This window comes from Gemmobacter lutimaris (assembly GCF_003570715.1).
Classification (GTDB): Bacteria; Pseudomonadota; Alphaproteobacteria; order Rhodobacterales; family Rhodobacteraceae; genus Gemmobacter; species Gemmobacter lutimaris.
Window position 1 is genome coordinate 319,492 of the sequence record NZ_QXXQ01000004.1, and the last position, 11,952, is coordinate 331,443.

An 11,952-nucleotide genomic window follows, 5' to 3' on the forward strand; every position below is an offset into this window, starting at 1 on the left:
GCGGCTACCAGAGAGCTATGACCACGCTTCCCACCCCGCGCGGCGCGCTGACGCCGGACCGTCCGCTTTCTGATCTGACCTGGCTGCGCGTCGGCGGCCCGGCCGACTGGCTGTTCCAGCCTGCCGACGAGGCCGATCTGGCCGGATTTCTGGCCGCTTTGCCGCCCGAGGTGCCGGTGTTCCCGATGGGGGTGGGGTCGAACCTCATCGTCCGTGATGGCGGTATCCGGGCGGTGGTGATCCGCCTCGGGCGCGGTTTCAATGCTATCACGGTCGAGGGCGGGCGCGTCACGGCGGGGGCCGCCGCGCTGGACGCCCATGTTGCGCGGAAAGCCGCCGAGGCCGGGTGCGACCTGACTTTCCTGCGCACCATTCCCGGTTCGATCGGCGGGGCAGTGCGGATGAACGCGGGCTGCTACGGCCATTACGTCGCGGATTTTCTGGAGGAGATCCGCATTGTCACGCGGTCGGGGCAGATTGAAACCCTGCCCGCCGCCGCGCTGAACCTGCGCTATCGTCAATCCGATCTGCCGGAAGGCGCCGTGGTGATCGGCGCCACCTTCTACGCGCCTGCGGGCGATCCTGCCGCGCTGGCGGCGCGGATGGAGGATCAGTTGGCCAAGCGCGACGCGAGCCAGCCCACCAAGGACCGCAGCGCCGGTTCCACCTTTCGCAACCCGCTGGGGCGCAGCTCTACCGGCGCGGCGGATGACACGCACGAGCTGAAAGCCTGGAAGGTGATCGACGATGCGGGGATGCGCGGCGCCCGCATCGGCGGTGCGCAGATGAGTGAGATGCATTCCAACTTCCTGATCAACGCCGGGGGGGCGACAGCCGCCGATCTGGAAAATCTGGGCGAGGAAGTGCGAAAAAGGGTTTTCCAAAACAGCGGGATCACGCTAGAGTGGGAAATCATGCGCGTCGGCGAACCGACGGCAAAATAACGAAGAATATCGGGGCGAAGACCCTGAAGAGGCAGTAAATGGCGGGCAAGTCGGGCAGGACGTGCTCCCGTGTAGCGGTGTTGATGGGTGGCCTTTCCGCAGAGCGGGAAGTTTCCTTGTCGTCTGGGCGTGAATGCGCCAACGCTTTGCGGGTAGCCGGATATGAGGTGATCGAGGTCGATGCCGGCCCCGATCTGGCCGCGCACCTGCATGAAATTTCTCCTGATGTCGTGTTCAACGCCCTGCATGGCCGCTGGGGTGAGGATGGCTGCGTTCAGGGCCTGCTTGAATGGCTGCGCATCCCCTACACGCATTCCGGTGTGCTGGCCTCGGCGCTGGCGATGGACAAGGAGCGCTCGAAGGAAACCTTCCGCGCTGCCGGTTTGCCTGTGGCTGAAAGCCTGCTTGCCGACCGTGACGAGGTGCGCGCGCGCCATGTCATGCAGCCGCCCTATGTGGTGAAGCCCTATAACGAAGGCTCTTCGGTCGGGGTCTATCTGGTGCATGAGGCCGCCAATGGCCCGCCACAGCTTTCTGACAATATGCCCGAGCGGGTCATGGTTGAAACCTATGTGCCGGGCCGAGAGTTTACCTGTGCCGTGATGGGTGATCGGGCGCTGGCGGTGACCGACATCATCACCTCGGGCTGGTATGACTATGACGCCAAATACAAGGCGGGCGGGTCACGGCACGAGATTCCGGCCAATGTGCCTGCCGAGATCGAGGCGGCCTGTCTGGATTATGCCCTGCGCGCGCATCGGGCGCTGGGCTGTCGGGGGCTCAGCCGGTCGGATTTCCGTTGGGATGAAAGTCGGGGGCTGGCCGGGCTGATCCTTCTGGAAACCAATACTCAGCCGGGGATGACGCCCACCTCGCTCGCGCCCGAGCAGGCGGCCTTCCACGGCATCAGCTTCCCGGAGCTCTGCCGCTGGATTGTGGAGGATGCGTCATGCGACCGCTGACCGCCGACCGCCGCTATCCTGCCATGTCGCGCGCCGCGCAGCCGGGCTATGCGCCGCAGCCCCATACCGCGCCACCGCCGCGCCGCGATCCGGCGCCGACACGCATGGCCTACCGGATGCAGCGCCTGTGGTTGACACCGGCTTTCCGTGTCTTGATGCGGGTCGGGGTGCCGGTGCTTTGCGTGGCAGCCGTCGGCGCCATCGCCTTCGGCCCCGAGGCGCGGCGCAATGCCATCGTCGCCCAGGTCGGCGAATGGCGTGAGGCCATCGAAAACCGCCCGGAATTCCGCGTGTCGGTCTTGCAGGTTACCGGCGCCTCGCCGTCGCTCGATGCCGCCATCCGTGACATGCTGGATGTGAAGCTGCCGGTGTCGCGCTTTTCCATCGACCTTGAGGCGGCAGCGACCCGCATCCGCACCCTGGACGCGGTGGATCAGGCCGAAGTCAAGGTTGGGTCGGGCGGGGTGTTGTCGGTGCGGATCACCGAACGCCAGCCCGCCCTGATCTGGCGCAAGGAAGCCGAGCTTGACCTGCTTGATGCCACCGGCCGTCGTGTCGCGCAGGTGCTGGAACGGGCCGACCGCCCTGACCTGCCGGTGGTCACCGGGTTTGGGGCTGACAAGGCCGCCTCCGAGGCGCTGGCCATCGTGGCCGCTGCCAAACCTGTGCTGCCACGCCTGCGCGGTCTTGTTCGGATCGGAGAGCGCCGCTGGGATCTGGTGCTGGATCGTGACCAGCGCATCCTTCTGCCCGCCGACAATCCGGTGCGGGCGCTGGAACGGCTTCTGGCGCTCGACAAGGCCGAGGATCTGCTTGGCCGTGACATCATCGCCGTGGACCTGCGCAATCAGGCCCGCCCCACCATTCGCCTTTCATCCGACGCCCTGCGGAGCCTGCGCCGCGCCAAAGGGCTTGAGACCGTGGAGAACGCCCTGTGACCGATCTCTATCATTCGCAACGTGCCATGCGGAACATGCGCCGCGCCGCCATGCAGCGGGGCGTCGTCGCCATTCTTGACATCGGGTCAAGCAAGATCGCCTGTCTGGTCCTGCGCTTCGACGGGCCGGAGCGGCGGCGCGACACCGATGGCGTGGGGTCCATGGCCGGGCAATCGCAGTTCCGCATCATTGGCGCCGCGACCACCCGGTCACGCGGGGTGCGCTTTGGCGAAATCCACGCGATGAACGAAACAGAACGCGCCATCCGCACCGCGGTGCAGGCGGCGCAGAAGATGGCCAATGTGCGGGTTGATCACGTCATTGCCTGTTTCTCGGGGGCCGAGCCGCGCAGCTATGGCCTTGCCGGGGACATCGAGCTTGCGGACTCGGTCGTGACCGAACATGACGTGGCGCGTGCGCTGGCCGCCTGCGACATGCCCGACATCGGGCAGGGGCGCGAGGTGCTGCATGCCCAGCCTGTGAATTTCGCGCTGGACCATCGCACCGGCATGGGCGATCCGCGCGGGCAGATCGGCAACCGTCTGGCCTGCGACATGCATCTTCTGTCGGTCGAGGCAAGCGTGGTGCAGAACCTGTTCTACTGCATCAACCGCTGCGATCTTGAGGTCGCGGGGATCGCATCGTCGGCCTATGTCTCGGGCATCTCCAGCCTCGTCGAGGACGAGCAGGAACTGGGCGCGGCCTGCATCGACATGGGGGGCGGCTCGACCGGCCTGTCCATTTTCATCAAGAAGCACATGATATATGCGGATTCCGTCCGTATGGGCGGCGATCATATCACTTCCGACATCGCCAAGGGCCTTCAGGTGCCGATGACCGTGGCCGAGCGGATCAAGACCAAGCACGGCGGCGTGCATGCCACCAGCATGGATGACCGCGAGATGATCGAGATCGGCGGCGACAGCGGTGACTGGGAAAAGGATCGCCGTCAGGTCAGCCGGACCGAGCTGATCGGTATCATCCGTCCGCGCGTCGAGGAAATTCTGGAAGAGGCGCGGGTGCGGCTGGATGCGGCCGGGTTCGAGCATCTGCCCAGCCAGCAGATCGTGCTGACCGGCGGCGCGAGCCAGATCCCCGGCCTGGACGGGCTGGCCGCCCGCATCCTGGGGCAGCGCGTCCGCCTCGGACGTCCGCTGCGAATCCAGGGGTTGCCGCAGGCTGTCACCGGCCCGGCATTCTCGTCCGCGGTGGGGCTGTGCCTCTTTGCCACGCATCCGCAGGATGAATGGTGGGATTTCGACATTCCGGCCGAGCGCTATCCGGCGCGGTCGTTCAAGAGGGCCATCAAATGGTTCCGCGACAACTGGTAACCCGCAACAAGTTGCGGTCACGGCGAAATCCCGCTGAAATGCGGGCCATATCCCCCATATTTTGTGGGCTTTGTGTGTTTTTCAGGTGACGGCGCAAGCCACTGTGGATAGAATTGCGGATAATTCAGGATTCCGGCGTGCGGGACAGGCACAGGCAAAATCCTGATCGAGAACGAGAAAACGGCGGCCCCAAGACAAGCAGGCGGATTTGCAATGGCACTGAATCTGATGATGACCTCCCAGAGTGAAGAGTTGAAGCCGCGCATCACCGTGTTCGGTGTGGGCGGGGCAGGCGGCAACGCCGTCGATAACATGATCGAGAAAAACCTCGAGGGTGTGGAGTTCGTCGTCGCCAATACCGATGCGCAGGCGCTGCAACAGTCGCGCGCCGGGGCCCGCATCCAGATGGGGCCGCGCGTGACCGAAGGTCTGGGCGCGGGGGCGCGTCCCACGGTCGGTGCCGCGGCCGCCGAAGAAACCATCGAGGCGATCGTCGATCACCTTGCCGGGGTCCATATGTGTTTCATCACTGCCGGGATGGGCGGCGGCACCGGCACCGGCGCCGCGCCGATCATCGCGCAGGCCGCGCGTGAGCTGGGTGTGCTGACCGTCGGCGTCGTGACCAAGCCCTTCCAGTTCGAGGGCAACAAGCGGATGAAGCAGGCCGAAGAAGGGATCGAGGCGCTTCAGAAGGTGGTCGATACGTTGATCATCATTCCGAACCAGAACCTGTTCCGTCTGGCCAATGAACGCACCACCTTTACCGAAGCCTTCGCCATGGCGGACGACGTGCTGTATCAGGGCGTAAAGGGCGTGACCGATCTGATGGTGCGGCCGGGTCTCATCAACCTCGACTTCGCGGACGTGCGCGCTGTGATGGACGAGATGGGCAAGGCGATGATGGGCACGGGTGAGGCCACGGGCGAAGATCGCGCCGTGCAGGCCGCCGAGAAGGCGATTGCCAACCCGTTGCTGGATGAAATCAGCCTGAACGGCGCCAAGGGGGTGCTGATCAACATTACCGGCGGCTATGATCTGACCCTGTTCGAACTGGACGAGGCCGCGAACATCATCCGTGAAAAGGTGGACCCCGACGCCAATATCATCGTCGGTTCCACCCTCGACCCGGAAATGGAAGGCGCGATCCGCGTGTCGGTCGTGGCGACCGGCATCGACGCCTCGGCCTCGAACCGTGCCGAAACCCCGACGCGCCGCCCGATGGGCAGTGCCGCGCCCAGCTTCGCCCCCGCGCCCGAGCAAAAGCCCGAGCCGCGTGTGGAAGTGCGCGCAGCCGAGCCGCGCCCGGCCGTGACGGTGCAGGTGGTGCCCGCGCAGCAGGCGGCCGCGCCGGTTGCCCCGGCCCCGCAGCCGCAACAGGCCGCGCTGTTCGACACTCCCGCTGCGGGCTTCGAACCGATGCATGAGGATGAGGCCGTGGATGACATGCCGCCCCCGGCCTATCGTCCGCAGCCCGCCGCGCAACAACCGGCGCCGCAGGCTCGCACCTTCTCGGCACATGATGCCGATGCGGGCAATTTCGTCGCCCCGCGCCCGCGTGCTGCCGGTCAACCCTCGCCCGAGGCGCTGGCCCGTCTGCAAGCCGCTGTCAGCAAGGCCCCGCCCGCCGCCCAGCGCCCGGCTGCCGCGCCGCAAGCCCCGGCTGCGCCCGCCCGCGCGCAGGAAAAACCGCGCTTCGGGATCGGTTCGCTGATCAACCGCATGGCGGGCCATGCGGCGGAACCGGCGGCCGAACGCCCTGTGCCGCGTCAGCAGCCGCAGGTGCAGGCCTATGACGACGAGCAGGAACTTTCGGCGGATCAGGAGCGGATCGAGATCCCGGCTTTCCTGCGTCGGCAAGCGAACTGACCTAAGGAAAGCAGGTCACATTATTTCGGAAGGGGCCCGCGGAAGCGGGCCTTTTTGTATGTAAAAACATGCTGTTATACCTGTGTCGGCGGATTGTCCCGCTGTGTTTCATCCAGTGTTACATCTCGTCACAATGTGTGAGTTGAGGTCTGACCCCATCGGAATTACCTAAACTGAGCGGTTTTGCGCCAGTCATGGCAGGGACCGCGAGGGGAACAATCGAAGGTCCGCTGACGTGCAGAACACGTTGAAATCCGCCGCTGTCTTCGAAGGGCTCGGCCTGCATTCCGGCCATCCGGTGCGCATGATCGTGCATCCGGCCCCGGCGGATTCGGGCATCCTGTTCCGCCGCGCCGACCTGCCCGCCGCCGAGGCCGATATTCCGGCGCGCTGGGATGCGGTGGTGCCCTCCAAGCTTTGCACGCTGGTCGCCAATGCAGCAGGAAGCAGCGTTTCGACCATCGAACATATCATGGCCGCGCTGGCAGGCTGTGCCATCCACAATGCTGTGATCGAGATTGACGGGCCGGAAGTGCCGATCCTTGACGGGTCCGCCGTGCCCTTTGTTGAACGCTTTCTGGAGGTCGGCCTGATCGAACAAGCAGCGCCGGTGCGCGCCATCCGCGTGCTGAAGTCGGTCGAGGTGCGCGAGGGTGAGGCTGTCGCGCGGCTTGAACCCTCTGACATGCTGGAAATCGACTTTCGCATCGACTTTGCCGAAGCTGCGATTGGTCGTCAGACCAAGACGCTGAACATGGCCAACGGCGCCTTCGTTCGGGAACTGTGTGACAGCCGCACCTTCTGCCTTCAGGCCGATGTGGACCGGATGCGCGCCAATGGGCTCGCACTGGGCGGCACGCTGGAAAACGCCGTGGTGTTTGAAAACGGTCAGGTGCTCAGCCCTGGCGGGCTGCGCCATGCGGATGAGCCCGTGCGCCACAAGATGCTGGATGCGCTGGGCGATCTGGCTTTGGCCGGTGGCCCGATTCTGGGCCGCTACACCGGCATTCGCGCCGGCCATGCGATGACCAACCGCCTGCTGCGCACGCTGTTTTCCGATCCTGCGGCGTGGATGGTGGTGGATTGCGGCACCGTCACGGGTTGCAAACTGCCCGGTATGGGTGTGCATCCGGGCGACCTGCCCGTGCATCACTGACGCCGGGTGGATGCCGCGGGCTGGTGGCAAGAAAGGCGTTTTGCCTCTCCCGTTTTTCATGCTAGGACAAGCCGAACAGCCTTGGCGGTGCCGCCGTCAGGGACCAAGCCGCGCGGGACTTTTACCCGCAAGGCCCGGAAGTGACGAGGCAGATGTGCAAGAGATGACGGGCGGAAAATCGGGCGCGGCTGTTCTGGGCGGCCTGCTTCTGGTAGGTATGCTTGCCGGTTGCGGCGGGGGCGGTGGTGCTGCCAGCAAGGAAGTGCCGCTTGATACGCTCAGCGCCGAGCAGATCTACAAGAAGGGCGAGCTGACGCTGGAAGGCGAACGCAACCCCAAAAGCGCGATCCACTATTTCACCGAGGTGGAGCGGCTTTACCCCTATTCCGACTGGGCCCGCCGCGCGCTGATCATGCAGGCCTTCACCTATCACAAGAACCGCGACTACGAAGAGGCGCGGCAGGCGGCGCAGCGGTTCCTCGATTTCTATCCGGGTGACGAGGATGCGGCTTATGCCAAATACCTCATGGCGCTCAGCTATTACGACCAGATCGACGAGGTTGGCCGCGATCAGGGCCTGACCTTCCAGGCGCTTCAGGCGCTGCGCGACGTGATCGAACAGTATCCCGACAGCGAATATGCCCGTTCGGCAATGCTCAAATTCGATCTGGCCTTCGACCATCTGGCGGCGAAGGAAATGGAAATCGGCCGCTACTACCTCAAGCAGCGCCATTATACCGCCGCGATCAACCGTTTCCGTGTGGTGGTGCAGGATTTCCAGACCACCACCCACACCGCCGAGGCGCTGCATCGTCTGGTCGAGGCCTATCTGGGTCTGGGCCTGAATGACGAGGCGCAGACGGCCGGTGCAATTCTGGGTCACAACTACCAGTCCAGCCCGTTCTATGAAGACAGCTACAAGCTGCTGACCAAGCGGGGGCTGGAGCCGAAGGTCAAGGGTAACAGCTGGCTGGCCAAGGTCTATCGCCAGATGATCAGGGGCGAGTGGCTGTAAGGGGAGGGGGCCCACCCCTCTTCCGGTTCGGGCCTTTCTTTGGAACTGACGATGCTCCGCTCGCTCGACATCCGCGACATGCTTATCATTGACAGGCTCGCGCTGGCGTTCCAGCCGGGCCTGAACGTTCTGACCGGCGAAACCGGCGCGGGCAAGTCGATCCTGCTGGACAGTCTGGGTTTTGTGCTGGGCTGGCGCGGCCGGGCCGAGCTGGTGCGCGCAGGTGCCGAAAAGGGCGAGGTGACGGCGGTTTTCGATCTGGCGCCGGGCCATCCGGCCCATGCGGTGCTGGAGGAATATGGCATCGAGGTCGAGGAGGAGTTGATCTTCCGTCGTGTGAACCATGCCGATGGCCGCAAGACAGCCTGGGTCAATGACCGCCGTGTGTCGGGCGAGGTGCTGCGGGCGCTGTCGGATACGCTGGTGGAACTGCATGGCCAGCATGATGACCGGGGCCTGCTGAACCCCCGCGGGCACCGGCAGATGCTGGATGCATTCGTCGGCCTGGATCTGGCACCTGCCCGTGCGGCGTGGGGCGCGCTGGGGCGCGCGCGCAAGCGGCTGGAAGAGGCGCAGGCGGCCCTTGCCGCTGTACAGGCGGAAGAAGATTTCCTGCGGCACGCAGTGGCGGAACTGGACAAGCTTGATCCGGAACCGGGCGAGGAAGCCACACTGGATGTGCGCCGCCGTTCCATGCAGGCGGCTGAAAAGATCCGCGCCGATGTTGCCCGCGCGCATGACGCGCTGTCCGATCAGGGCGCCGAGGGCCTGTTGTTCGATGCGCTGCGCCGTCTGGAAGGGGCTGCCGATCAGGCCGAAGGCGCGCTGGAGGCACCCTTGGCGGCATTGAACCGGGCGCTGCACGAGTTGGCCGAGGCGCAACAGGGCGTGGAACGCTGCCTGACCGGGCTTAACGTCAACCCGGCTGAGCTTGAGGTGATCGAGGAACGGCTGTTCGCCATTCGGGCGCTGGCGCGCAAGCATGGCGTGCTGCCCGACGATCTGGGCACCCATGCCATCACCCTGCGCAATCGTCTGGCGGCGCTGGATGGCGGAGCCGAAACCGTGGCGCGGCTGACGCGCGAGGTGACGCTTGCAGAAAATGCCTATCGGGCCGAGGCCGCGCGGCTGACCGAGGTGCGCAAGGCAGCGGCGGGGCGGCTGGATGCCGCCATGGCGGCGGAACTCGCGCCGTTGAAGATGGAACGCGCAGTCTTTGTGACCGAGGTGGCGCCGGGCGAAGCGGGGCCGGAGGGGCAGGATGCGGTGGCTTTCACCGTCGCCACCAACCCCGGTGCGCCCGCCGGCCCGCTGAACCGGATCGCCAGCGGGGGCGAACTCAGCCGCTTCTTGCTGGCGCTGAAGGTCTGCCTGACTGGCGATACGCCCGGCATGACGCTGATTTTTGATGAGATCGACAGGGGTGTTGGTGGCGCAACCGCGGATGCGGTGGGGCGGCGGCTGAAGGCGCTGGCCGATGGGGCGCAGGTTCTGGTCGTCACCCACAGCCCGCAGGTGGCGGCTTTGGGGGCACATCACTGGCGGGTGGAAAAGCGGGTCGAGGGGGACATGACGCTTTCAACCGTGACCCCCTTGGGCGCCGAAGCGCGGGTCGAGGAAATTGGCCGCATGCTGGCGGGCGATACTGTGTCGGATGCCGCGCGGGCGGCGGCGATGGCGCTGCTCGACGGGTGATGCTGCGTTGCAGCAAGTGCAGGGCGGCAGGGCGCCGTTTGCAATTGTTCTGTCAGGTGTGCTGACCTATCTTGGGGTCAGGGAGGCTGAACCATCAAGAGGGTTTTGCCATGATGAACAAGATGTCCCGCTTCCTGCGGTCTTTCCGTATCCCCAGCACCGAGGAGCTGGAGATGGCCTATCTGGAAGGCGCGCGCGATCGCTACGATCTGGAATATCGGCAGCACGAAATCGACGCGGGCAAGTTCCGCCGCAATTTCGCTTACTACTACTGATCAGCCTTCCGCCGCGCAGAATTGCAGCGCGGCGGCCCGCCAGCCTTGCGGGGTGATCATCAGTGTCGCCACAAGAACGACACCGACGCGGCCCAGATCAGCGCCCTGCGGGTCGATCAGGCCGGACAGAACGAAGCGTTGATGCAGAACGGCGACCTGCGGCCCCAGTTGCCGCAGCTTTGCCCGCCCCGTCACCAGACGGGCGCGGGCCAGCGTTCCGGCAAATTCAGCGGCAAAGGTCGCGGCGATGTCCTTGCGGCCCTCGGCCCAGCGGCCGGTCAGGCTGACCAGATCGCCATCCTCGGCCATCAGATCGGCCAGTGCCTTGGCATCCTGTGCCGTCCATGCGCGGGCGAAGGCGCGCGTGAAATCATCGGCGGTGGTCGTTTCAGACGGGGTCATGCGGCGGCACCAGCTTTCCGGGGTTCATCAGGTTCAGCGGATCGAGCGCGCGTTTCACGGCACCCATGACCGCCCATGCAGGCCCGTGTTCGGCAGGCATGTAATCAAGCTTGCCCATCCCGATCCCGTGTTCGCCGGTGATCGTGCCGCCCAGCCGCAGCGCGCGTTCCGCCATGCGGGCGGCCAGCGCCTTGGCAGTTGCGCGCTCCCCGGCCGAAGCCGGGTCGATCAGCAGGATGGCGTGGAAGTTGCCGTCGCCGACATGGCCGAGGATCGGGCCGGGCAGGCCGCTGGCCGCGATGTCGGCGCGGGTGTCCTCCACGGCCTCGGCCAGACGTGAAATCGGCACGCAGACATCGGTGACAATGGCGGTGGCGCCGGGGCGCGAGGCAAGGCAGGCCGGATAGGCATTGTGCCGCATCTTCCACAGAGCATTGCGATCTTCGGTTTTTTCCGCCCAGCGGAAACCGGCAGAGCCTTGGCTGGCCGCGATCTCGCCAAAGCGTTGCGCCTGTTCGGCGACACCTGCGGCAGAACCGTGAAATTCCACCATCAGATGCGGCATCGCGGGCAGATCCTGCCCGGCATGGGCATTGCAGGCGGCGACAGCGGTGGTATCCAGAAACTCGATCCGCGCCATGGGAATGCCGCTCTGGATCGTTTCGATCACGCAATCGACGGCGCCTGCCATATCGGCAAAGCCGCAGACGGCGGCAGAGACGGCCTCGGGCTGGCCATGCAGGCGCAGGGTCAGTTCGGTGATCAGCGCCAGCGTGCCCTCTGACCCGACCAGCAGCGCAGTCAGATCATAACCCGCGCTGGATTTCGGCGCGGCGCTGCCGGTGCGGATGACGGTGCCATCGGCTAGGACTGCCTCAAGCCCCAGCACGGCCTGCCGCATCGTGCCATAGCGCACCGCCGTCGTGCCCGAGGCGCGGGTGGCCGCCATGCCGCCCAGCGTCGCATTGGCGCCGGGATCGACCGGGAAGAACAGTCCCGTCGCGCGGAGTTCGCGGTTCAGATCCTCGCGCGTGATGCCGGGTTGCACGCGCACCAGCATATCCTCGGGGCGCAATTCGACGATGCGGGTCATGCGGGTGAAATCGACGCTGATACCGCCGTGCAGCGCCAGCGCATGCCCCTCCAGCGAAGTGCCCGCGCCCCAGCCCACCACGGGAAGGCGGTGGGCGTGGCAAATGCGCAGGATCGCCGCCACCTCCTCGGTGGTTTCGGGCCAGGCCACGCCCTCGGGCGGCCCGGCGCTGACATGGGTTTCGCTTTGCGCATGGGCGTCGCGGTCTGCGGCGCTGCGGCTGTAGCGGGGCCCCATCAGGGCGGATAGTTCGGAATGCGCGTCACTCATGGCGG

11 protein-coding genes are annotated in these 11,952 nt (G+C 65.7%); 9 read left to right on the forward strand and 2 right to left on the reverse strand.

Annotation, left to right across the window (positions count from 1 at the left end; all coding sequences use genetic code 11):
- The first annotated feature begins 17 nt into the window (after positions 1-17).
- The 9 genes from murB (at position 18) to D2N39_RS10000 (ending at position 10,182) form a co-directional block, all read left to right on the forward strand.
- Positions 18-944, forward strand: coding sequence for a UDP-N-acetylmuramate dehydrogenase (gene murB, locus D2N39_RS09960; protein ID WP_119134623.1), 927 nt, complete (start codon positions 18-20; stop codon positions 942-944).
- A gap of 38 nt (positions 945-982) precedes the next feature.
- On the forward strand, positions 983-1,906 hold the full coding sequence (locus D2N39_RS09965; RefSeq protein WP_119134624.1) for a D-alanine--D-alanine ligase: 924 nt from the start codon (positions 983-985) through the stop codon (positions 1,904-1,906).
- The gene (locus D2N39_RS09970) at positions 1,894-2,844 is read left to right on the forward strand and encodes a cell division protein FtsQ/DivIB (RefSeq protein ID WP_119134625.1); all 951 of its coding nucleotides are present in this window, start codon (positions 1,894-1,896) and stop codon (positions 2,842-2,844) included. The genes D2N39_RS09965 and D2N39_RS09970 overlap by 13 nt, the downstream gene beginning before the upstream one ends.
- Complete coding sequence (gene ftsA / locus D2N39_RS09975) at positions 2,841-4,175, forward strand: cell division protein FtsA (RefSeq protein ID WP_119134626.1); 1,335 nt, start codon at positions 2,841-2,843, stop codon at positions 4,173-4,175. The genes D2N39_RS09970 and ftsA overlap by 4 nt, the downstream gene beginning before the upstream one ends.
- Positions 4,176-4,388: 213 nt before the next feature.
- Complete coding sequence (gene ftsZ / locus D2N39_RS09980; RefSeq protein WP_119134627.1) at positions 4,389-6,041, forward strand: cell division protein FtsZ; 1,653 nt, start codon at positions 4,389-4,391, stop codon at positions 6,039-6,041.
- 235 nt (positions 6,042-6,276) lie between these two features.
- Entirely contained in the window at positions 6,277-7,197 is a 921-nt protein-coding gene (gene lpxC, locus D2N39_RS09985) for a UDP-3-O-acyl-N-acetylglucosamine deacetylase (protein ID WP_119134628.1), read from the forward strand.
- Between the two features lie 163 nt (positions 7,198-7,360).
- The gene (locus tag D2N39_RS09990; protein WP_119134629.1) at positions 7,361-8,212 is read left to right on the forward strand and encodes an outer membrane protein assembly factor BamD; all 852 of its coding nucleotides are present in this window, start codon (positions 7,361-7,363) and stop codon (positions 8,210-8,212) included.
- A 51-nt stretch (positions 8,213-8,263) separates the two neighbouring features.
- Positions 8,264-9,907, forward strand: coding sequence for a DNA repair protein RecN (gene recN / locus D2N39_RS09995; RefSeq protein ID WP_119134696.1), 1,644 nt, complete (start codon positions 8,264-8,266; stop codon positions 9,905-9,907).
- Between the two features lie 110 nt (positions 9,908-10,017).
- Positions 10,018-10,182: a DUF3563 family protein gene (locus tag D2N39_RS10000; protein ID WP_082400751.1), complete on the forward strand. Its 165-nt coding sequence runs from the start codon at positions 10,018-10,020 to the stop codon at positions 10,180-10,182.
- Here the strand turns inward: D2N39_RS10000 and D2N39_RS10005 are convergent, their stop codons facing one another.
- A complete protein-coding gene (locus D2N39_RS10005) occupies positions 10,183-10,584 on the reverse strand; it encodes an SgcJ/EcaC family oxidoreductase (protein ID WP_119134630.1) in 402 nt (133 codons plus the stop codon). It abuts the gene before it with no gap.
- Positions 10,571-11,947, reverse strand: a complete 1,377-nt coding sequence (locus tag D2N39_RS10010; protein WP_119134631.1) for an FAD-binding oxidoreductase — start codon at positions 11,945-11,947, stop codon at positions 10,571-10,573. The genes D2N39_RS10005 and D2N39_RS10010 overlap by 14 nt, the downstream gene beginning before the upstream one ends.
- Between the last annotated feature and the right edge of the window lie 5 nt (positions 11,948-11,952).